This is a genomic window from Mesorhizobium sp. WSM3864 (assembly GCF_002294955.1).
Classification (GTDB): Bacteria; Pseudomonadota; Alphaproteobacteria; order Rhizobiales; family Rhizobiaceae; genus Mesorhizobium.
Genome location: NZ_NSGD01000004.1, coordinates 111949 through 133281, shown reverse-complemented (window position 1 = coordinate 133281; position 21333 = coordinate 111949). Strand labels below are relative to the sequence as shown.

General features: G+C 64.1%; 22 protein-coding genes and 1 tRNA gene. 2 read left to right on the top strand and 21 right to left on the bottom strand.

What is annotated here, in order from left to right; genetic code table 11:
* Positions 1 to 63 precede the first annotated feature (63 nt).
* The gene (gene rplU, locus CK215_RS10925; protein WP_067001574.1) at positions 64 to 780 is read right to left on the bottom strand and encodes a 50S ribosomal protein L21; all 717 of its coding nucleotides are present in this window, start codon (positions 778 to 780) and stop codon (positions 64 to 66) included.
* 319 nt (positions 781 to 1099) lie between these two features.
* Between rplU and CK215_RS10920 the strand changes: the two genes are divergently transcribed.
* Positions 1100 to 1189, top strand: a tRNA-Ser gene (locus tag CK215_RS10920).
* 280 nt (positions 1190 to 1469) lie between these two features.
* On the opposite strand, the gene CK215_RS10915 is transcribed toward CK215_RS10920, so the two are convergent.
* The 14 genes from CK215_RS10915 to uxaC form a co-directional block, all read right to left on the bottom strand.
* Entirely contained in the window at positions 1470 to 2099 is a 630-nt protein-coding gene (locus tag CK215_RS10915; RefSeq protein WP_067001571.1) for a methyltransferase domain-containing protein, read from the bottom strand.
* A 187-nt stretch (positions 2100 to 2286) separates the two neighbouring features.
* Entirely contained in the window at positions 2287 to 3327 is a 1041-nt protein-coding gene (locus tag CK215_RS10910; RefSeq protein WP_095830948.1) for an AraC family transcriptional regulator, read from the bottom strand.
* Positions 3328 to 3391: 64 nt separating this feature from the next.
* On the bottom strand, positions 3392 to 4222 hold the full coding sequence (locus CK215_RS10905; RefSeq protein ID WP_095830947.1) for an oxidoreductase: 831 nt from the start codon (positions 4220 to 4222) through the stop codon (positions 3392 to 3394).
* 223 nt (positions 4223 to 4445) lie between these two features.
* Positions 4446 to 4910 carry a DUF2147 domain-containing protein gene (locus tag CK215_RS10900; RefSeq protein WP_095782620.1) on the bottom strand — a complete coding sequence of 155 codons (465 nt, stop codon included), beginning with the start codon at positions 4908 to 4910 and terminating at the stop codon, positions 4446 to 4448.
* A 273-nt stretch (positions 4911 to 5183) separates the two neighbouring features.
* Complete coding sequence (locus CK215_RS10895; protein WP_348628592.1) at positions 5184 to 5723, bottom strand: sulfotransferase; 540 nt, start codon at positions 5721 to 5723, stop codon at positions 5184 to 5186.
* 284 nt (positions 5724 to 6007) lie between these two features.
* Positions 6008 to 6259, bottom strand: a complete 252-nt coding sequence (locus CK215_RS30705) for a hypothetical protein (RefSeq protein WP_141245468.1) — start codon at positions 6257 to 6259, stop codon at positions 6008 to 6010.
* 70 nt (positions 6260 to 6329) lie between these two features.
* Positions 6330 to 8195 carry a DNA helicase RecQ gene (gene recQ, locus CK215_RS10885; protein WP_245418662.1) on the bottom strand — a complete coding sequence of 622 codons (1866 nt, stop codon included), beginning with the start codon at positions 8193 to 8195 and terminating at the stop codon, positions 6330 to 6332.
* Between the two features lie 207 nt (positions 8196 to 8402).
* Complete coding sequence (locus CK215_RS10880) at positions 8403 to 9362, bottom strand: hypothetical protein (RefSeq protein ID WP_095830944.1); 960 nt, start codon at positions 9360 to 9362, stop codon at positions 8403 to 8405.
* Positions 9359 to 10306 carry a sulfotransferase gene (locus tag CK215_RS10875; protein ID WP_245418661.1) on the bottom strand — a complete coding sequence of 316 codons (948 nt, stop codon included), beginning with the start codon at positions 10304 to 10306 and terminating at the stop codon, positions 9359 to 9361. The genes CK215_RS10880 and CK215_RS10875 overlap by 4 nt, the downstream gene beginning before the upstream one ends.
* 33 nt (positions 10307 to 10339) lie before the next feature.
* Complete coding sequence (locus CK215_RS10870) at positions 10340 to 10669, bottom strand: cupin domain-containing protein (protein ID WP_095782624.1); 330 nt, start codon at positions 10667 to 10669, stop codon at positions 10340 to 10342.
* A gap of 32 nt (positions 10670 to 10701) precedes the next feature.
* Complete coding sequence (gene kduD, locus CK215_RS10865) at positions 10702 to 11469, bottom strand: 2-dehydro-3-deoxy-D-gluconate 5-dehydrogenase KduD (RefSeq protein WP_095830943.1); 768 nt, start codon at positions 11467 to 11469, stop codon at positions 10702 to 10704.
* 114 nt (positions 11470 to 11583) lie between these two features.
* Positions 11584 to 12357: a FadR/GntR family transcriptional regulator gene (locus CK215_RS10860; protein WP_095830942.1), complete on the bottom strand. Its 774-nt coding sequence runs from the start codon at positions 12355 to 12357 to the stop codon at positions 11584 to 11586.
* A gap of 38 nt (positions 12358 to 12395) precedes the next feature.
* Entirely contained in the window at positions 12396 to 12530 is a 135-nt protein-coding gene (locus tag CK215_RS32260) for a hypothetical protein (protein ID WP_280953076.1), read from the bottom strand.
* 24 nt (positions 12531 to 12554) lie between these two features.
* The gene (uxaC, locus tag CK215_RS10855) at positions 12555 to 13958 is read right to left on the bottom strand and encodes a glucuronate isomerase (protein ID WP_095830941.1); all 1404 of its coding nucleotides are present in this window, start codon (positions 13956 to 13958) and stop codon (positions 12555 to 12557) included.
* 180 nt (positions 13959 to 14138) lie between these two features.
* Between uxaC and CK215_RS10850 the strand changes: the two genes are divergently transcribed.
* On the top strand, positions 14139 to 15680 hold the full coding sequence (locus CK215_RS10850; protein ID WP_095830940.1) for a mannitol dehydrogenase family protein: 1542 nt from the start codon (positions 14139 to 14141) through the stop codon (positions 15678 to 15680).
* An 18-nt stretch (positions 15681 to 15698) separates the two neighbouring features.
* On the opposite strand, the gene CK215_RS31605 is transcribed toward CK215_RS10850, so the two are convergent.
* The 6 genes from CK215_RS31605 to CK215_RS10820 form a co-directional block, all read right to left on the bottom strand.
* On the bottom strand, positions 15699 to 15962 hold the full coding sequence (locus CK215_RS31605) for a S26 family signal peptidase (RefSeq protein ID WP_095830939.1): 264 nt from the start codon (positions 15960 to 15962) through the stop codon (positions 15699 to 15701).
* Between the two features lie 124 nt (positions 15963 to 16086).
* Positions 16087 to 16494 carry a F0F1 ATP synthase subunit epsilon gene (locus tag CK215_RS10840; RefSeq protein ID WP_095830938.1) on the bottom strand — a complete coding sequence of 136 codons (408 nt, stop codon included), beginning with the start codon at positions 16492 to 16494 and terminating at the stop codon, positions 16087 to 16089.
* A 98-nt stretch (positions 16495 to 16592) separates the two neighbouring features.
* A complete protein-coding gene (atpD, locus tag CK215_RS10835) occupies positions 16593 to 18173 on the bottom strand; it encodes a F0F1 ATP synthase subunit beta (protein ID WP_170950274.1) in 1581 nt (526 codons plus the stop codon).
* A gap of 75 nt (positions 18174 to 18248) precedes the next feature.
* Positions 18249 to 19133 (bottom strand): F0F1 ATP synthase subunit gamma, encoded by an 885-nt coding sequence (locus CK215_RS10830; protein WP_067001531.1) that lies wholly within the window; start codon positions 19131 to 19133, stop codon positions 18249 to 18251.
* A gap of 34 nt (positions 19134 to 19167) precedes the next feature.
* A complete protein-coding gene (atpA, locus tag CK215_RS10825; RefSeq protein ID WP_067001528.1) occupies positions 19168 to 20697 on the bottom strand; it encodes a F0F1 ATP synthase subunit alpha in 1530 nt (509 codons plus the stop codon).
* Positions 20697 to 21257: a F0F1 ATP synthase subunit delta gene (locus CK215_RS10820; RefSeq protein WP_095830937.1), complete on the bottom strand. Its 561-nt coding sequence runs from the start codon at positions 21255 to 21257 to the stop codon at positions 20697 to 20699. Before CK215_RS10820 ends, atpA begins: the two co-directional genes overlap by 1 nt.
* Positions 21258 to 21333: the final 76 nt, after the last annotated feature.

The following is a 21333-nucleotide window of genomic DNA, read 5'->3' as shown; positions in this document are numbered from 1 at the left end:
TCTTATGAACGCGTTCGCGTTCCGTTTCAAGTCCGTACCGGCGACGATTGTCGCCGGCCGTCCTTACTTCTTTTTCGCCAGCTCCTTGGCCTGCTCGCGCCAGTCCTTGATCTGGTCGGCGCTGAACGGCATGTGCTCGTCGATCTTGGCGACATCCTTCTCGGTCAGCTTGGCCAGCTGTGCGAAGGTGACGATGCCCTGCTCGGCGAGGTCCTTCGCCGCGACGGGACCGATGCCCTTGATCACGGTCAAATCGTCCGGCTCGCCCTTCGGTGCCTTGAACAGTGGCGCGGCCTTGGCCTCTTCGCTGGCGGGAGCTTCCTTGGGGGCGGCCTCTGCCTTGGCTTCCTTCTTGGCCTTGGCCTCCTTCGGAGCGGCTTCGGCCTTCGCCTCGGCGGCGACGTCTGCCTTGGCTTCGGGCGCCTTGGCCTCAGCCTTGGCGGTGGCCTTCTTCGACGGCTTGGCGCCGCCCAGCAGGATCTCGGAGATCCGGACGGTGGTCAGAAGCTGGCGGTGGCCGATCTTGCGGCGCGAATTCTGGCGGCGGCGCTTCTTGAAAGCGATGACGGTGCGGTTCTTGCCCTGCTCGACGACTTCCGCCGTGACCAGAGCGCCATCGACGAACGGCGCGCCGAAGGTGACATTCTCACCCTCGCCATGCGCGAGAACAGTGCCGATCTCGACGATCTCGCCGACCTTGGCTTCGACTTTCTCGATCTTGAGCAGATCGTTGGCGGCGACGCGATACTGCTTGCCGCCCGTTTTGATGACTGCGAACATTTTTTGCCTTTCGCTGTTCGGTCGGCCTCGATGAACCGCTTCAGGCGGTTCGGCCGTCTTTTTGTCAGTCTGCGGGTTCAAAAAACAAGCGGCGCGGAGAAGCCCCACGCCGAATGCGGGCTGTCCCTAGCCGAAGGTCGCAAGGAAGTCAAGGCAAGCGGCCCCTGCTCCTGGAGCATGCCGCGGGGCGCGCGCCGGTCCGTCGCCTCGCCGACGCTTTTTTCAACAAGCGGGAAATCGGTCGACCAGGGCCTTGTAACTGCGGCGGTCAGCCGTTATCTAGTGCGCCGCGCCGGCAAACGGCCGACCATGACCTCGCGGAGAGGTGGCAGAGTGGTCGAATGCACCGCACTCGAAATGCGGCATACTCGCAAGGGTATCGGGGGTTCGAATCCCTCCCTCTCCGCCACGACCTCCAACAACTATCTGAAACTCAGAACGGCGGCATTGCGGCCCTTAGCGACTTCTGCCCCGGTTAAACTGAACACGATGCGGAAGGGCACTAAGGCCGCGCGGGCTCTCCCGATGCAGCCTGGACGCGTAGACCGACCCCTCCCCCGGGCCTGCCCCGCCGGGCAGCTCGGGAGGCTTTCCGGGTCGGCTACAAAAGGCGTCGTTTTTCGAATCTTTGACGAAATGGACAAACGGATTCGGTTGACCGTTTTTCAGGGCCGATGGGCGACAAGCACTCAACTTGCAACGGCCGAAACCCCTTTAGGCTGCTCCGTAGCTTTGCGCCCCTGGGGCCGATCCCAAGTCCTGAGCCGCGAAATCTTGTAGACTGCGGCTGGCGGCACGTTCTGCAATGTCCGGCCTATGCGCGTGGCACGCAATTCCAATCCCTCCAGAATGGGACGCGGCACGGGACAGCGTGGACCATAGGTAAACTGATAGAAAGCGCTTCCGGGCCGCAGCAGTGAAAAGGCGCCACCCAGGATCGCGATGACCTTGTGGTCAGGCATGCTCAGAAGCGGTAGGCCGCTGATGACGGCTCCGGCTGCCCCTCTTTGAAGCGAGATGTCTCCGATGGCAGCCGCGTCCATCTGCAATACCCGCACCCGAGGAAAACGGGACTGGAGATGCTGTGCGAACTCCGCCCCGTACTCAACCAAGGTCAAGTCTTCTGGCCGCACGCCGCGCTCCAGCAGCCGCGAGGTGAAAACACCGGTGCCGGGTCCAAGTTCGACTACCAGCCCGGTCTCCGCGGTTATATCCTGCGTCATGATCCTCGCAAGCGCCTTGCCAGAAGGCGCGACTGCTGCCACGCGGAGCGGAGCGCTCAGCCAGGTTCTGAAGAACATCCAAAAATCGTGGCGCATCTTGCACACCTTTGGAAGCCGGAGCTTCGCTCACGTCGATGAATCCCTAGGCGGGTGTTAGCACTGGCGAAAAGGATGCTGATTAGCGCCAGGCGCCATTCGACTCGTGACTCGCGCCAATCCAAGCAAGTCGACAGATCACAGATGGGACAAATGCCTCCGGCCGTAGACCGCCAATCATCTCAGGCTAGTGCAAGCTGGTGCCACCAGGTCCCGACGCTCGACCCATATTCAGTTCGCGCCACCTATTGGGGGTAGTGCCTTCCCAGTCGCGGAAGGCACGATAGAATGAACTCGTGTCCTGGTAGCCGAGCAGGCAAGCGACCTCGTTGATGTCGGCAGAGGCATCGGCCAGAAGCTGGCGGCCCAGCTCGTGTCTTGCTTCCACCAGGAGTTCACGAAAGGTGGTGCCTTCCTCGGTGATACGGCGTTGCAGCGTTCGTTCGCTGAGGCCGAGATCGGTTGCAATGCCGGACAGTTCCGGCCGGCCGCTGGCCAGGCTCCTTTTCAGGACCATCTTCACCTGCTCGCGGATCGAACTGAGCGCCTGGAGTTCACCCAGGGCGGATGCAAGCGCCGGCGTGAGAATTTCCAAAAGCTCTGGATTGTGTCCCGGAAACGGACGGTTCAGATCGCTGCTTTTCAAGATCAGCACGTCACGCGGCGCGCCGTAGCGGATGGGACAGGAAAAGTAAGAGCTGAGAACGTCGCTGTTGGGATCGGCACGGGTGAGTTCGACCAGGACAGGCGCCAGGTTCTGCCCGGTTCCGCGCCGGCCCAGTTCGAGCAGAAACGCGAACGTAATGTCGACGGCAATGGCCGGCTCCGGCTCCGTCGCATAGAACCACTCGCTCGTGATCGCCACCTCGCCCCTTGTTTCGGAGATATGCAGCTGTTCGGGCGTGCAGAGTCTCTTGAACCTGGCGATCCTCGACAATCCGTCGCGGTAATCCCGCGCGTGGAATGCGGCCAAAGTAGACGGCGGATGGACGGCGGTATCGGCACTCTTGACCAACCTGATGCCGACCCCGGGGTCGGAGGTGAGTTCTTCCAGGGCCTTGAAAATCGCGAAGTACTGGTGCGTCGTCACCAGACTTTGTGGGTTCAAGTGCAGCGTCGCCGGCAGCCGCGCCTGCCTCAGCACGGCAGCGGCCGGAAGCCCGAGGCCTTCGATCGCCCGCCAGAACGCCTGCGGGACCTTGCATTTGTCAGCAGGAGCTGCGCCCATGACCTGTTCTCCTGTACTCCACATCGTCGACGGGCCGCCGCCAAGCGGCCCATCCCGGTCTTGTTTATCGCATTTGGCTCATGATGATCCGGTCGAACATGCGGTCGCCGAACCATTTGCGGATAGCGATCATAGGCTTGGCGTATTTGCCGGCAGCGTAACGGGTCTTAGGCTTGCGCGCCCGGACGGCCTCCGAAACCACATCGGCAATAATGCCCGGGTTGGTGCCGCGGCCGTGGCCATAGGTGTCCCGCGTTGTCTTGGCGACCGCTTGGGAAACCTTGGCATAGGCGCTGCTTGCCGACCGCTTGACCAGGCCATCGGCGACGACATCGCCAAAGCCCGTCTCGATCAGGCCCGGCTCGACGACGACGACCTTGATGCCGAAGGGGGCTAGCTCGAGCCTCAGGCTGTCCGACCAGCCCTCAAGCGCATGTTTGGTGGCATGGTACCACGCGCCGAGAAGCGTATAGATCTTGCCGCCCATCGAGGTGATGTTGACGATGGTTCCAGCGCCCTTCTTGCGCATGGCCGGCAGCAGGAGCTGGGTCAGCCGGGCGGGACCGAAAACATTGACCTCGAACTGGTAGCGAGCCTCATCGATCGTCACGTCTTCCACCGGCCCGTAAAGACCAAAACCGGCGTTGTTGACGAGAACGTCGACACCGCCGGACTGGGCGAGTATCGTTTCCACGGCGGCCTCGATGTCGGCATTCACTGAAATGTCCATGCGCACCGGAATGGCGCCAAGCTTGGCAAGATCGGCCATTTTGTCGACGGTGCGGGCGGCGACATAGACCTTGAAGCCGTCCTTGATCAGACGCCGGGCGATTTCCTTGCCCATGCCAGAGGATGCGCCAGTGACGAGCGCGGTTCTGTTTGCTTTCTTAGCCATTTGATTTGTGCCTTTCCTATTTGATGTTGAATTCTGGGGCAAAAGGGGTCGGCACGCATTGGCGATCGCTGCCACGGTACTTGCAATTTCCGCCAACCTCTGGGCGGCAGCCGCCGTGGCTCACGAGGGTGCGGCGACGGGCAGCGACAACCCAAGCTCCGACAAGTGCGGGAGTTGGGCGGCCCGGCATTTTGCGGGGCCAGCCAACTCCCATCCACTGCCGTCAGACGCGATGGAAGGTGCGCGTCTGGCCGAGGGCCGGAAGGCCGATGTAGCCCCTGAGGTTCATCTTGCCATTCTTGATGCGCACCTCGCAGTTGTAGGTGCGTCCCGAGGAGCCGTCATAGAGGGAGCCGCCCGTCCATGCGCCGTCATCCCAATGGAGGCCGGTGATGAAGATGGCATTCTTCATCGACCGCGAGCGCAGCGCCGGATTGGGGTTCTTGGTGTCCTTCTTGAACGTCACGCCGTCGGGCTCGACCAGTTGGTTGCCATAGAGGAGACGGGCTTGGAATTCGGAGCCGGTCTTGAACGTCTCGAGCTTCACGCTGCCGTCGTCCGCCTGCCAGGTGCCAATGATTGCATCAGACGACGCCTGCTGGGCGTGAGCCGCAGGCGCGGCGGACAGAAGTGTGGCGCCTACAAAAATGGCCAAGGCGCCGCGGCGGGAGAAATTGTTCAGATCCATCTATTTTTCCTTTGTGTGGGATTGGCGGTGCCGGCAGCCGGCACGGATCGGACGACCCGTTTGTCGACCGTTCGCGAGATCCAGTTTTCTCATCTTTGCGAGACTGGATGAGAGTAAGCTAAACCGGCGTTGCGCCTCAATCAGTCGCGGGCGGCGCCATTTTACTGACGCCTGGCGCCATGTTCGGTGGAAGAACGCTTGCCGCTACCGTTCGCAGAGCCGGCGATCGCTCGTCGGCGCTGCGCGCTTGGCGAAGGAGCGCGACAGTCGCCCTCAGCAATATCCGAAATAGGCCATCAGCTCCTGGGCCTCACCTGCCTCGAAACGCGAGGCGAATTCCGCAGGCAGCTTCGATCGCCAGCCGCCCCTGTAGTCGGTGATCGGTTGGTTGACCTGCGCCGAACGGCGAGCCGAATGCGCCGTGCGAACTCTTCTTGCCCTTCCCCAGACGACCGGATGCCGGTGATAGTCCAGGATGGCAGTATCGAAGGCCACACCCATGAAGCGGCATAGCCGTTCGATGGAGAGCGCAGGCGACTCGACAAAGTCCTCGTAGCGCCACAACATGGCCCCGCCCCTCTCGATGCAGAGCATCGAGGCCCTGCTGTCGGCGACCCACCTTTGGAAAGCTCTGTCGAAATCGCCCTCGTAGCGCTGCCCGAGCGATGCCACGACATCACGGCCATCGCGCGTCACCACGATGAAACGGGCATCCGGGATCGTCTCGCGTATCTGACGGGTGTAATGAATATGCCCGGGGGTTTTTTCGACCCAGACGCTCCGGCGCGAAATGGCCGCCTCAAGCAAAAGCAAGCTTAGCTTGGTCCATCTGGCGCCTTTGTCCGAGACAAAAGCGCTTGTCTCCCGCGGGACACTGAAGACATCCGGATGCGCAGCCAATATCCGGGCGAGCAAGGTCGACCCGGTATGACCGCAACCACAGATGAATATTGAGGCCCTCGGCTTTGGAATAAGCCGTACCACACCCTTGTTCACAATTCTTGTTCCGCCGGAAAGACTTTATTCGAACTGTTTGCCTCGAAGATTGCAACAGGAATGTTTCCACAGGAACGGCGTGGAACCACGCTCGGCGCCGTTCACATTTCAGCGTGCGGCGTATCGGGTGTATCGATGAAGCGCACGCGCTTGCCGCCGCGGCCTGCCGGGACGTGCTCGGCCAAGGCCTCGACGGCAGGCAGCGCGCGATGCTTCAGCTGGCGCTGAGCTTCTTCAGCTGGCGCACGCTGGTGCGCGAGGCCGGCTTGCAGCCCTTGGACGCTGTGAGAACCATGATCGGGGCCATCCAGGGCGCAACTTGAGAGCGGGCGTTGCGCGTCGGCTGCGGGCAATCATCGTTTGAATGCGTGATCCGGTTTGTAGGTTGGGCCGGACGAGCGTGATGCGCCGGCCGATTTTGCCTCAACCTGATCCGCCGGATTGATGCTCCGCAATCGCGCTCAAGAAGACCTCGCCGAATTCCTTGAGCTTGGCTTCGCCGACGCCGTTCACCGCGGCGAAGGCAGCGAGGTCGCGCGGGCAGCGCTCGGCCATGTCGATCAGCGTGCGGTCGGAGAAAACGACATAGGCCGGGAACTGGCGTTCCTTCGCCAGGCGCAGCCGCAGCGCCTTGAGCGTGGCGAGCAGCGCGGCGTCCAGGTCTTCGGCGTCCGCCGCGGCCTGGGCCGAACGCGCCTTGTCGCGTAGGGAACGGTGCCGCGTCTCGACGCGATACTCGAAGGCGATCTCGCCGCGGCCGAGCGCGCGGCCGCGCTCGGAAATGGCAAGGCCGCCATAGCCGTCCGGGTCCGGCACCAGGTACCCGCCCGCCACAAGCTGGCGGATCAGCGACAGCCACGCGGGTCGCTTGTGCGCCGCGCCGGTGCCGAAGCTGGCAAGCCTTTGCTGACCTCGGGCCAGCACTTTCTCGGTCTCGTGGCCGAGCAGGATGTCGACGATATGGGAGGCCCCGAACCGCTCGCCGGTTTGCGCGACGGCCGAAAGAATGATGCGCGCCTCGGTGCCGCCGTCCGCGCGCGGCGCCTGGTTGAGGCAGTTGTCGCAATTGCCGCAAGGCGAGGCGCCTTCGCCGAAATAGCCAAGCAGGACCTGGCGCCGGCATTTCGCCGTCTCGCAATAGCCGATCAGCGTGTCCAGCCGGCCATGCGAGCGCCGCTTATGCTCCGGCGAGGCATCTTCGTCGTCGATGAACAAGCGGCGCGTGCGGATGTCGCCGAGGCCGTAGAGCATATGTGCCTCGGCTGGTCGTCCGTCGCGCCCGGCACGGCCGATCTCCTGGTAATAGGCCTCGAGGCTCGCCGGCAGGTCGGTGTGGAAGACATAGGCAACGTCCGGCTTGTCGATGCCCATGCCGAAGGCGATGGTCGCCACCATGACCACGCCGGACAGCGTCATGAAAGCGTTTTGGTTCGCGTCCCGCGCCTCCTTGCTCATGCCGGCATGGTAAGTGAGCGCGGTGACGCCGTTCTTTTCGAGGAAGGCCGCCATCTCCTCTGTCTTCCTGCGCGACAGGCAATAGACGATGCCGCTCTGCCCCGCATGGCGTTCGACGAAACGCAACAGCTGGCGTTTGCTGTCCTGCTTCGGCTCGATGGCAAGCTTGATGTTCGGCCGGTCGAAGCCCAGCACCAGCGTGTCGACACTGTCGGCAAACAGCCGCGCCGAAATGTCGGTGCGCGTCGTTTCGTCCGCGGTCGCGGTCAGCGCGATGATCGGCACTTTCGGAAAGAGGTCGCGCAGCCGCGCAAGGTCCTCATATTCGCGCCGAAAGGCTGGCCCCCATTGCGAGATGCAATGCGCCTCGTCGACGGCGATCAGCCGGATGTCGAGCCTGGCCAGCGCGTCGAGCATCCGCTCGGTCATCAGCCGCTCCGGCGCCAGATAGAGCAGACGCGTCTGGCCCGAGGCGACGCGGCGCCACGCCGCGACATTGGCATCGCGATCCAGCGAGGAGTTGATCGTATCGGCGGCGACGCCGGCGAGCCGCAGCGCTGCGACCTGGTCCTGCATCAGCGCCACCAGCGGCGAGACGACGATGGTGAGCCCGCCAAGGACCAGCGCCGGAACCTGGTAACAGAGCGACTTGCCGGCGCCGGTCGGCATGACCGCCAGCACGTGGCGGCCGCACAGCAGCGCCTCTATCACGTCGGCCTGACCGGGCCGAAAATCGTCGAAGCCGAACACGTCCTTCAGCACGCGCCGCTTCGGATCGCGTCCCTCCGCCGCAATGCCCGCCACCGATGCCCGCCCCGCCATCGCGTTTTGCATTTGAGAGTGATTCCCGGTTTCGGCTGAGGTCACGTTCTTAAGGCGCGGATCGCCCGAAGGCCATCGCAACCCGTGCTGTCCGCCGTTTTTGCCTGGCGGCGCCGCCGTCTCTGCCGGAGGTGTCGGCTCCTCCCTGCGATACCGAGATGGCAGGGCAAGGCGGTCGGCAGTGTCCACTGAGCCGAGGGTTAGCAAAGGCAGGGCGCGTCAGACTCCAAGCCGGCTCCATAGATCCGCAATCGATTTTCGCAGCCCGACAGCCCGGAGTTCTCCCGGTCGGATTTCGGCCAGCGCGATGCCGCTCTCGCCCGCAATGGCATAGAGCAGCCAGGTCCGGCCATCCTCCTCGAAAATGGCCGGATCGCGCAGCCCATTCTCCTTGCTTCTTGCCACGCCCGCCTTGCTGCGGCGAACCGGCAGGCCGGCGCCCTCGTAGTCGGTGCCGGGTCTCAGCAATTCGGTCCTGCCGCGCACGACCCAGCGCCGCCAGTCCTTGGAAAGGTCGATGCTGCCGTAAATCACGCGCTCCGGCGCGTCGCCCTTGCGCGTATAATAGACAATCAGCGAATCCCCGCTCTTCTGCACCGCCACATGCCGCGGCCGAACCCGGCTCGAGCCCGGCAGCACGACCGGCCCTTCCTCGAAGCCAGAAAGACCATCGATCGAACGGCGAAGCCTGATGCTGCCGGTGCCGAAAAGCCCATACCACCAGCCGTCGTGCCGAAATATCCGCGCATAGAACGGCCCTAGCGCCTGGGGACTGGGGTTGAAGCAAAGGCCGTCGACCGATGTCGCCGCAAAGGTCGTCTGCTCGCGGCCATGTCGCTCAGGGCCGTGAAAATACATGACGATGCGTCGGGTCTGCTCGTCGACATGCACGTCGGGAGAGGCGATGTGATCCCTCAGAAAAGGACACTCGCCAAGCGAAAGCACGCCGCCCGGGTGAACCCGCCAAGGGCCTTGCAGCGTATCTGAATAGGCTAGACGGATGTAGGTGCCGTTGTGATGCGCGAAATAGAGGTGATACGTTCCGAGCCGGCCGGTCGCCCAGGCCGGCATCCTCACCAGCGATGGGCCGTTTATGCTGGCTCCCTCATCGCCCGACAGCATATCGGGCGTAATCAAAGGTCCGCGCCGTTCGGCTGAAAGACCGAGCATCGACGTCATGCGTTTGCCCACTCCGGCATGTCATAGCCGAACTCGTCACAGAACCCTCTCAGCCGGGCGAGGAAGGCGGGGGGCAGGGCTTTGAGATAGGCAAGGTATTCCTCGTTCCGTTCCCACTTCTTGAGCGATGTTGCCCGTATCGGGTTACCGGCATCCTCGCTGAAGCGGATATGCGGCCTGAGGTCGAATGCTCGCGCGATCCTCTCCTGGACCTCGTCCGGCCGAGCGATCATGTCCTCGTAACGGACATAGACAATCGCGCGCTCCGGCTGCGCCTTTCTCAGCCGCAGCAAGGCCTCGTACTCGGCCAGCCAGCGTTCGGAGGTGACATGGAATCGGCGCTCCGCCCTGCTTTCCGGATGCGAGCTGGTGAGCACGTCGAAAGGATGGCGAACGCAGTAGATCAGGCCAATGGCGGCGGGCAATTTCGCCAGATGCATATGACCCCGATCCGTGCGCTTGACGACAAGGTTGGTTTCGGAGCGGTCCAACATATCCAGCTGGGTGTATTTCGCTTCGGCTCGATGGACGAAGGTGTCCTCGAAACACCCCATCAGGCGCTGGGTCAGCGTCGTTCCGCTGCGCGCGCAGCCGGCAATGAATATCTTCTTGTAAGGCGCCGAGCGTCCAGCAAACCAAAGCCGCCACAGCCGCTTCACATCCAGCGCCAAGCGCCGAACCTCTCTGATCGGCCGCCTGATGGCCTTGCGCAAAAAGGCTTCTGATTTTCGTGCGACGTCCATTTCCGACTTCCGCTCCCGCCGGCTTAGTTCATCCGTTGCCAAAGCTGCGGCGCGCCGTCTCTTTGGCCGATATGCCGGCAGAGTGCCAGTCCTCTTCGTTAAACCTATCTTCACCATGTTGCGGCACCGTTGTCGTCCTGCGGCAATGTTTGAGTACCGCGGCGGCGCCACCTGCGCCCAGGCAACAAACCCGCGCCTCACGGCGCGGGTTTTTCTTTGGCAACAGGAATATCGCTATAGGAAGTCGGCCCGATAAGGCGCAAAACTGTCGACCAGCCGCCCCGCTTCCAGCGCCCTGACGCCGTGCACCAGGTTGGACGGCACGATGAAGCTGCTTCCCGCTGCCAGGATCTCTGACTTGCCGTCGATGGTGACTTCGAAGCGGCCTTCGGCGACATAGCTTGCCTGGACGTGGGGATGCGAATGCAGCGCGCCGAGGCCGCCCTTGTCGAAGGCGAATTCGACCATCATCAGTTCGGCCGTGTGCACCAGCACGCGCCGTCTGTTGCCGTCGGGCGTCGGCTCCCAGGCTTTTTCGCCGGCATGTGAAAAGAGAGGCGTCATCGCTTAGCTTCCGTTCGAAATTGGCAGAATGGTCACCGCGCCAGCCAGCCGCCGTCCACCGGCATCACCGCGCCATGCATGTAGTCCGACGCGGGCGCGAGCAGGAAAACGGCCGCGTCGCCGATGTCGCCCGGCCGGCCCCAGCGCCCCGCGGGAATGCGTCCGAGGATGGCGGCGCTGCGGTCGGGGTCGGCGCGCAAGGGTTCGGTGTTGTTGGTTTCGATATAGCCCGGCGCGATGCCGTTGACGTTTATGCCTTTCGCCGCCCATTCGCAGGCGAGCAGCCTCGTGAGGCCAAGCACACCATGTTTCGAAGCGGTGTAGGAGGCGACGCGGATGCCGCCCTGGAAGCTCAGCACCGAGCCTATGTTGACGATCTTGCCGCGCCGCCCGGGCTCGGCCAGCACGCGTCTGGCAAAACTCTGGCAAAGCCGGAAGACCGTCTTCAAATTGATGTCCATCACCTCGTCCCAGTCGGCTTCGGTCAGATCGACCGCGTCGGCGCGTCGTATGATGCCGGCATTGTTGACCAAGCCGTCGAGCGGTCCCTTCTCGTCCCATATCCGGTCGAGCATGACGGCAGCCGCGGCAGGATCGCCGAGATCGGCGGCCACGGTTTCGAACTGGCCACCAATGGCCGCGATCTTCTCCGCGGTTTCATCCATCGCCGAGCGCCCGACGCCGATGACGGCGCCGCCGGCGCGCGCGACCGACACTGCAATGCCTTGGCCGATGCCGGTGTTGGCGCCTGTGACGAGGATGCGTTTTCCCGCAAGGCTGAAGGCGAAAAGATCGCTCACTTGAGCTGGTCCATCGCCACCTGGTCGACGTCGATATAGTCGACATTGTCGCCAGCCATGGCCCAGATGAAAGCGCCGGTGTGTGTCTGGTCCATCTCTACCTTGCTCGAATGATTATCCGGTCGACGCAGCCGCCACGGACTTTGCGTAATAGGCCTGCCGCGCCTGTAGGCGCTCGCGGTAGCGCTGCTGGCTCGAGGTGAGATGTGCCCGCATCGCCTCGCGCGCGGCTTCGGGGTCGCCCGCCGAAATCGCGTTGAGGATCACCAGATGCTCCCGTTGCAGGCCACGCTGGTACTCGTCGGACTGGACGAGCTCGGCCGACCAGGGCGAGGTGACGTCGCAGGGGATGGCGCGGCGGCCGAGCACGTCGAGCATCTCGACATAGAACGGGTTATTGGTGGCGCTGGCGATCGCCCTATGGAAGGCGAGATCCGCCGGACCGGTCGGCTGGCTGGCGAGCAGAAGCCGCTCGAACTCGAAGAAAGCCTCTTGGATCGCCGCCTCTTGCGCCGCGTTGCGTCGGTTGGCGGCAAGGCCGGCCGATTCGATCTCGATCGCCAGCCGCACCTCGAGCACGTTGAGCGCGATCGAATCCTTGGCGCCCATGTCGGCGGCTAAAACGCCGAGCGTGGTGGAGATGTGTTCGGTTACGAAGACGCCGGCGCCCTGCCGCGCCTCGACGAGACCGTCGGCGGCAAGCTTTGCCAGCGCCTCGCGAATGACGGTGCGGCTGACGCCGAAGGTTTCCGTGAGTTGCCCTTCGGTCGGCAGCTTGTGCCCGGGCGGGATCTCGCCCGCCAACAGCTGCTTGCGGATCGCCGCGACCACCGTTTCCGACAGCTTCGGCTTCCGTTCGATCCTGAGATCCGTCGTGGGCCCGGCCACGTCGCACTCCCCTATCTGAACGCCCTATTTGAGGACGCCTACTTGAAGACACTTGGCAACCACAGCGAGATCGCGGGAATATACGTCACCAGCGCCGGAACCACGATACCCGCGCTGTAGAACGGCCAGTTCGAGCGTATCGCTTCCCAGACCGTGATCTTGCCGAACTTCATGCCCTTCAAATCCTGGCGCCCGGCTCAGAGCCGGTACGCCTTCTTGGCAAGCGTGTAGGCAAGTTCGCGCGCCAGCTCATGCGCTTCCTCCTCGCGCAGCCGATGTTCGGCGACGAGCCGCGCCAGGAAGGCACAGTCGACACGCCGCGCGACGTCGTGGCGCGCCGGGATCGATGGAAAGGCGCGCGTGTCGTCGTTGAAGCCGACCGTATTGTAGAAGCCCGCCGTCTCGGTGGTCATCTCGCGGAAGCGGCGCATGCCTTCCGGGCTGTCGTGGAACCACCAGGCCGGCCCAAGCCTCAGCGCCGGATAGACGCCGGCGAGCGGCGCCAGCTCGCGCGCATAGCTCGTCTCGTCGAGCGTGAACAGGATGATCGTCAGGTCTCGCTCCAGCCCGACGCAGTCGAGCAGCGGCTTCAGCGCCGTCACATAGTCGGTCCGGGTCGGGATATCGAAGCCCTTGTCGCGGCCGAATTTCTGGAAAACAGCCGGCGAATGATTGCGCCACGACCCGGGATGGATCTGCATTACCAGCCCATCGTCGCGACTCATCTTGGCCATCTCGGTCAGCATCTGGGCGCGGAACAGTTTTCGCTCGCGCTCGTCCTCCGACCCGCGGCGGATGCTGTCGAACAGCTCCTGCGCCGCCGTGTCGGAAAGATTGGCGGTGTCGGCGGTCGGATGGCCGTGATCGGACGAGGTGGCGCCGAATTCCTTGAAATAGGCGCGGCGTTTTCGGTGCGCCTCGAGGTAGCCGGCCCATGTGCCGGTGTCGCATCCGGTGATTTCGCCCAGGCGATCGAGATTGGCCAGGAAACCTTCGAAGTCGGGATCGACCACGGCGTCCGGCCGGTAGGCGGTAACGACGCGGCCCTGCCAACCGCTGTCACGGATCATCCGATGCCATTTGAGATCGTCGAGCGCCCCTTCGGTGGTGGCGATCACCTCGATGTTGAAGCGCTCGAACAGCGCCCGCGGCCGATAGTCGGCGCGCTGAAGAAGCGCGGCGATCGTGTCGTAGCACCGATCAGCGGTGCTGGCGTTGAGCGGTTCGTCGATGCCGAACAGGTGCTCGAACACATGGTCGAGCCAGAGCCGGGTCGGCGTGCCGCGGAAGAGATAGTAATGCTCGGCAAAGCGCCGCCAGATCGTTCGGCCGTCGGTCTCGACCGGCGCTCCGTCGAGCGTCGGCACGCCGAGCTCTTCCAACCGAACGCCCTGGCTGAACAGCATGCGGAAGATGTAGTGGTCCGGGACGATCAGGAGCTGCGCCGGGTCGGGAAAGGGTTCGTTGAGCGCATACCAGCGCGGGTCCGTGTGGCCATGCGGACTGACGATCAGCAGGTCCTTGACCCCTGCATGAAGGGCGCGAGCCAGCGTTCGCGTTTCCGGCGCGAACAGCAGGTCCGGATCAGTCAATGCAGCCACTTCGCTCCTCCCAGGCTAACCCATTGGTAGATTGGCAAAGAGTAATGTCAACATACAAAAACCAGCTAGTTGTATGATGACTTTTGCGTAAAGCCCGGCATTGTACGGGGCAGCGACGGGTGCTACGCCGCTGCCGCCATTCCTGCCAGGCTCGACGCGCCGATCGGAGACTTCAAACGAATGAACAGCCGTCTGTCGAACGCCACGATCGCGCAGCTGCCGGTCGCAATCGCCATACCCCGCTACGATCGCGGCGCCGTGACGCCCGGCATCGTCCATCTCGGCGTCGGCGCCTTCCATCGCGCTCATCAGGCGGCCTATGTCGACGCCTCCCTGGCTGATGGCGATACAGGTTGGGGCATCATTGGCGTCTCGCTGCGCAGTCCCGACACACGCGATGCGCTGTCGCCGCAGGACGGGCTCTACACGCTGGCGATCCGGGACAGCGCCGGCGAGCAGTTGCAGATCATCGGCTCGATCGTGTCGTTGCTGGTGGCGCCCGAAGATCCGGACGCCGTGCTTACCGCGCTCACCGATCCGCGCACCCGCATCGTCACGCTGACCATCACCGAAAAGGCCTATCTGAGGGCCGCCGACGGCAGCCTCGACGAAACTCATCCCGATATCGTCCACGATCTGGCAAACCCTGGATCGCCCAGGACGGCGCATGGTTTCCTGGCCGAGGCGCTTGCGCGCCGCCGCGCCGCCGGCACGCCGCCCTTCACGGTGCTGTGCTGCGACAACCTTCCGGCCAACGGCGCCACGCTGCACAAGCTGTTGCTCGAGTTTGCCAAGCTGCGCGACTTACGACTCGCTCGACAGGGCGATGCCGGGCTCGCTCGACAGGACGATACCGAACTCGCCCGCCATGTCGCCAACGAAGTGGCCTTCCCGTCTTCCATGGTCGACCGCATCGTGCCGGCGACCACCGACGCCGACCGCGCCCGCATCGCCGGCGAGCTTGGTCTCGAGGATACCTGGCCGGTGATGACCGAGCCGTTCCGGCAATGGGTGATTGAGGATCGTTTCCCCACCGAGCGGCCGGCCTGGGAGAAATTCGGCGTCACCATGGTCGAGGATGTCGGTCCCTTCGAGGACATGAAGCTGAGGCTGCTCAACGGCGCGCATTCCGGCATCGCCTATCTTGGCCTGCTCAGCGGCCACGCCACCGTCGACCGCGCCTTCGCCGACCCGTCGGTCCGACGGTTTGTCGACGCATTGTGGGCCGAAGCCGTGCCGACGCTGCCTGAGGATGCAGGTCTCGATACGGCCGCCTACACGGCCGAGCTCGCCCAGCGATTCTCCAACACCGCGCTTGCCCATCGCACGGCGCAGATCGCCAATGACGGCAGCCAGAAACTGCCGCAGCGCATCGTCGCTTCCGCGCTTGCCCGGCTGGAGGCGGGCCTGCTGCCGGAACATCTGTCGCTGGTTGTCGCCGCCTGGATCGCCGCATGCTCCGCGCGCGGTGGCAGCTTGCCCGAGGGTCATTTCACCGACCCGCTCGACGACGCCCTCAGCAACCTGTTCGGCCGCAATCTGCCGACGGCAACAATGGCCGAGGCCGTGTTCGACCTCGCCGGCTTTGCCAAAGATCATCCGGAGCGACAGAAATTGATCGAGTTTGTCGCCACGCATCTCGTCCATTTCAAGCAGGGCGGTCCGAAGCTGGCTCTCGCGGCGCTCGGCATCGGCAAGGAACCGCGCCGGCTGGCCGAGTAGCGCGTCTCTGCACCGAGACTACTCGCCCGACTCGTTCACGACCTGCCGTGCGGCAGAGTAGCCCCCGTCCAGAACAGGCGCACTGCCTTGCCAACGAGATTGCCGTACGGCACCGTGCCCGGTGAAGCGGCTGTCGGCCAAATTGTCGCGGTTGTCGCCGAGCATGAAATATTCATCAGGCGGCACGACGATTTCCGGCGTGTCGTCGCCTGCCGAACTCGTGTCGGGGTCGATCACCCAAACAAGAAGATGGAGCGGCTCGCCGTTTGCATGAAACGGCACGACACCCTGACAAGCAGGGCGGACCGTCTCCCAAACGAGAAAACGAGAAAACGGGGCAAACAAAAAAGCGGGGCAAGCCCCGGGGCAAGCCCGCTCTCTTTCAGTCCATCGTAAGAGGCCGCCGTCAGGCCGGCAGCAGCGCGCCTTCCAACGTGGTGAGCTGGCTGAGAAACTGCTCGGCCTTGCTGCGGGCCTCGTCGTCCTTGGCGTCGGCGGCGTCTTCCCTGGCTTCCTGGATGCGGCGTGCGAGATCAGCGCGGTCGATGTCGCCGACGGCGACCGCCGATTCGGCCAGCAGCGTGCAGCCGGAAGGCAGGATGTCGGCGAAGCCGCCGAACACGACGTAGCGCTCTTCCTTGCCTGCCGCGGCTTTCACCGTGACGACGCCGGGCTTGATCGTGGTCATGACCGGAGCGTGCTGCGCCATCACGGTCATCTCGCCTTCGGCGCCCGGGATGACGACGGACTCGACCTGCTCGGAAACGAGCAGCCGCTCCGGCGAGACCAGTTCGAACTTGAAAGCTTCAGCCATGCCAATCTAGCGAGTAGGAAATAGCGAGTAGCGAGTAGTGAAAAACTCGGCCGGCCCACTGATCCCTATTCGCTACTCCCTATTCGCTATTCGCTTCTTTACGCCGCTTCAGCCGCCAGGCGCTGCGCCTTCTCGACCGCTTCCTCGATGCCGCCGACCATGTAGAAGGCGGCTTCGGGCAGATGGTCGTAATCGCCGGCGCAGAGGCCCTTGAAGCCCTTGATGGTGTCGGCGAGGTCGACCAGCTTGCCGGGCGAGCCCGTGAACACTTCGGCGACGAAGAACGGCTGCGACAGGAAGCGCTCGATCTTGCGGGCGCGGGCAACGGTCTGCTTGTCCTCTTCCGACAGCTCGTCCATGCCAAGGATGGCGATGATGTCCTGCAGCGACTTGTAGCGCTGCAGGATCGACTGCACCTGGCGGGCGACCTGGTAGTGCTCCTCGCCGACAACCATCGGGTCGAGCATACGCGAGGTCGAATCGAGCGGATCAACGGCCGGGTAGATGCCCTTTTCCGAGATCGCGCGGTTGAGCACGGTCGTGGCGTCGAGGTGGGCGAAGGACGTGGCCGGCGCCGGGTCGGTCAAGTCGTCGGCCGGAACGTAGATGGCCTGCACCGAGGTGATCGAACCCTTGGTCGTGGTCGTGATGCGCTCCTGCAGCGCGCCCATGTCGGTGGCGAGCGTCGGCTGATAGCCCACGGCCGAGGGGATGCGGCCGAGCAGCGCCGACACTTCCGATCCCGCCTGAGTGAAGCGGAAGATGTTGTCGACGAAGAACAGCACGTCCTGGCCCTGGTCGCGGAAATACTCGGCGACGGTGAGGCCGGTCAGGCCGACGCGGGCGCGCGCGCCCGGCGGCTCGTTCATCTGGCCGTACACCAGCGCGGCCTTCGAGCCCTGGCCGCCGCCCTTCTTGTTGACGCCCGATTCGATAAACTCGTGATAGAGGTCGTTGCCTTCGCGGGTGCGCTCGCCGACGCCGGCGAACACCGAGAAGCCGCCGTGGGCCTTGGCGACGTTGTTGATCAGCTCCTGGATCAGCACGGTCTTGCCGACGCCGGCGCCGCCGAACAGCCCGATCTTGCCGCCGCGGGCATAAGGCGCCAGCAGGTCGAGAACCTTGATGCCGGTGACCAGGATCTGCGCTTCTGTCGACTGGTCGACATAGGCCGGAGCCGGCTGGTGGATGGCGCGCATTTCGACGGCGTCGACGGGGCCGGCCTCGTCGACCGGCTCGCCGATGACGTTGATGATGCGGCCGAGCATGCCCGGGCCGACCGGCACCGAAATCGGTCCGCCGGTGTCATAGACATCCTGGCCGCGCACGAGACCTTCGGTCGAGTCCATGGCGATGCAGCGCACGGTGTTCTCGCCGAGATGCTGGGCGACTTCGAGGACCAGGCGGTTGCCGACATTGTCGGTTTCCAGCGCATTCAGAATGGCCGGCAAATGATCTTCGAACTGGACGTCGACGACGGCGCCGATGACCTGGCGCACCTTGCCGGCGGCGCCGACCCGCTTCGCCGCAACGCTGGCCGCCTTCGCCGGAGCCGCTGCCTTGGCCGGAGCGGCCGCCTTCTTGGCCAGAGCGGCATTCGCGGCTGCTGCCGGAGCCTTTGCCGCCTTGGGGGCCGGTGCCGCCTTGGCGGCGGTCTTCGGGGTAGCTGCTTTCGCCATCGTCTTTGCCCTTTTCGTCTGTCTGTTGCTCACGCCTTCTGCCGCGAGGTCCATGGCCTCGGCGGCGGGGCGCGCCTAGAGCGCCTCGGCGCCCGAAATGATTTCGATGAGTTCCTTGGTGATCTGCGCCTGCCGCTGGCGATTGTAGGTGATCGACAGCCTGTTGATCATGTCGCCGGCGTTGCGCGTCGCATTGTCCATCGCGCTCATCTTAGCGCCCATCTCGCCGGCCGCGTTTTCCAGCAGCGCGCGGAAGATCTGCACCGCGATGTTGCGCGGGATGAGGTCGGAGAGGATCTCGCCCGGCTCCGGCTCGTATTCGTAGACGGCCGTGGCGCCGTTGCTCGTCTCGGCAGCGGCGGAAGCCGGGGCCGCCGGGATGATCTGCTGCGCCGTCGGAATCTGGCTGATCACCGACTTGAACTGCGAATAGAACAGCGTGCAGACGTCGAAGCCGCCCTGGTTGAACAGGTTGATCACCTTGCGCGCGATCGCATCGGCATTGACGAAGCCGAGCGTCTTGACCTCGCGTAGGTCGACGCGCTCGAGGATCAGCGAGCCGTACTCGCGGCGCAGGATGTCAAAACCCTTCTTGCCGACGCAGATGATCTTGACCTGCTTGCCGTCGGCGAGAAGCTTACGAATATGCTCGCGGGCCAGGCGCGCGATCTGGGAATTGAAGCCGCCGCAGAGGCCGCGCTCGGCGGTGCAGACGATGAGCAGATGCACGTCGTCCCTGCCGGTGCCGGTCATCAGCGCCGGGGCATCGCCGCCGCCGCCGATCGCCTGGGTGATGTTGGCCAGCACCGCCCCCATCCGCTCGGAATAGGGACGCGCCGCTTCCGCCGCTTCCTGCGCGCGACGCAGCTTCGCCGCGGCGACCATCTGCATCGCCTTGGTGATCTTCTGCGTCGCCTTGACCGAGGCGATACGGTTACGAAGGTCTTTTAATGAAGGCATGCTTCAAACCTGATCCCGTGCGTCCGGCTGCTCGTTAAGCGAAGGTCTTGGCGAAGGCGTCGATCTCGGCCTTGAGCTTGCCGCGCAGGTCGTCCGACAGCGCCTTCTCCTTGCGGATGCCGTCGAGCACGTCCTTGCCGGCCGAGCGCATGTGGCTGAGCAGGCCATGCTCGAACTTGCCGACCTGGTTCAGCGCCAGCTTGTCGAGATAGCCATTGACGCCGGCGAAGATCACCGCGACCTGCTCTTCGGTCTTGAGCGGCGAGAACTGCGGCTGCTTCAGGAGCTCCGTCAGGCGCGAACCGCGATTGAGCAGACGCTGGGTGGCGGCGTCGAGGTCGGAGCCGAACTGCGCGAAGGCCGCCATTTCGCGGTACTGCGCGAGCTCGCCCTTGATCGAGCCGGCGACCTGCTTCATCGCCTTGACCTGCGCCGAGGAGCCGACGCGCGACACCGACAGACCGACGTTCACCGCCGGGCGGATGCCCTGGAAGAAGAGGTTGGTCTCGAGGAAGATCTGGCCGTCGGTGATCGAGATCACGTTGGTCGGGATGTAGGCCGACACGTCGTTGGCCTGCGTCTCGATGATCGGCAGCGCGGTCAGCGAGCCGTTGCCATTATCGTCATTGAGCTTCGCGGCGCGCTCCAGCAGGCGCGAATGCAGATAGAACACGTCGCCCGGATAGGCTTCGCGACCCGGCGGGCGGCGCAGCAGCAGCGACATCTGGCGGTAGGCGACGGCCTGCTTCGACAGGTCGTCATAGCTGATGAGGGCATGCATGCCGTTGTCGCGGAAATATTCGCCCATGGTGCAGCCGGCGAACGGCGCCAGGAACTGCATCGGCGCCGGATCCGACGCGGTGGCGGCGATGATGATGGAGTAGTCGAGCGCGCCGCGCTCCTCGAGCACCTTGACGAACTGCGCGACGGTCGAGCGCTTCTGGCCGACGGCGACGTAGACGCAGTAGAGCTTCTCCTTCTCCGGGCCGTTGTCGTGCACCGACTTCTGGTTCAGCATCGTGTCGAGGATGATGGCGGTCTTACCGGTCTGACGGTCGCCGATGACCAGCTCGCGCTGACCGCGGCCGACCGGGATCAGCGCGTCGATGGCCTTGAGGCCGGTCGACATCGGCTCATGCACCGACTTGCGCGGAATGATGCCGGGCGCCTTGACGTCGACGCGGCGGCGTTCGGTCGCCTGGATCGGGCCCTTGCCGTCGATCGGATTGCCGAGCGCGTCGACCACGCGGCCGAGCAGGCCGGGACCGACCGGAACATCGACGATGGCGCCGGTGCGCTTGACGGTGTCGCCTTCCTTGATGTCACGGTCGTTGCCGAAGATGACGACGCCGACATTGTCGGCTTCGAGGTTCAGCGCCATGCCGCGGATGCCGCCCGGGAATTCGACCATCTCGCCGGCCTGGACGTTGTCGAGCCCGTAGACGCGGGCAATGCCGTCACCGACGGACAGAACCTGACCGACTTCGGAGACCTCGGCCTCCTTGCCGAAATTCTTGATCTGGTCTTTCAGAATTGCGGAAATTTCCGCGGCGCGGATGTCCATCAGCCGACCTCTTTCAGTGCAAGCTTGAGCGAATTGAGTTTGGTTTTGAGCGACGTATCGATCTGGCGCGAGCCCATCTTGACGATCAAGCCGCCGAGCAGCGACGGGTCGACGGTCATGGCGATGGCCACGTCCTTGCCGGCGATGCCGGTCAGCGTCGCCTTGAGTTCGGCCTGCTGCGCATCCGTCAGCGCATGCGCGGAGGTGACTTCGGCGGACGCCTCGCCGCGGTGGTCGGCGGCAATCTGGCGGAACGCCTTGATCATGCCGGGCACGGCGAACAGGCGGCGGTTGCGGGCGACGACGCGCAGGAAATTGCCGACGAGGCCGGTGATGTTGGCTCTAGAGACGATCGCGCCGATCGCCTTGGCCTGATCGTCGCTGGAGAACACCGGACTGTTGATGAGCCGGGCAAGGTCGGCGCTGCCGTTGAGCATCGCCTCGAAATCGTTGAGGTCGGCCTCGACCTGGGCGACCGAATTTTCCTGCAGCGCGAGCTCGAACAGCGAGCTTGCATAGCGCTCTGCGACAGCTGAGATTGGCGATGACGATTGGGCCACGGACCGTCTTTTCTCTTGTCTGACAGGCCGCAGATTGTTGGCGCGAGCGAAAACTCTGGCTAAATCTTTGACCTTA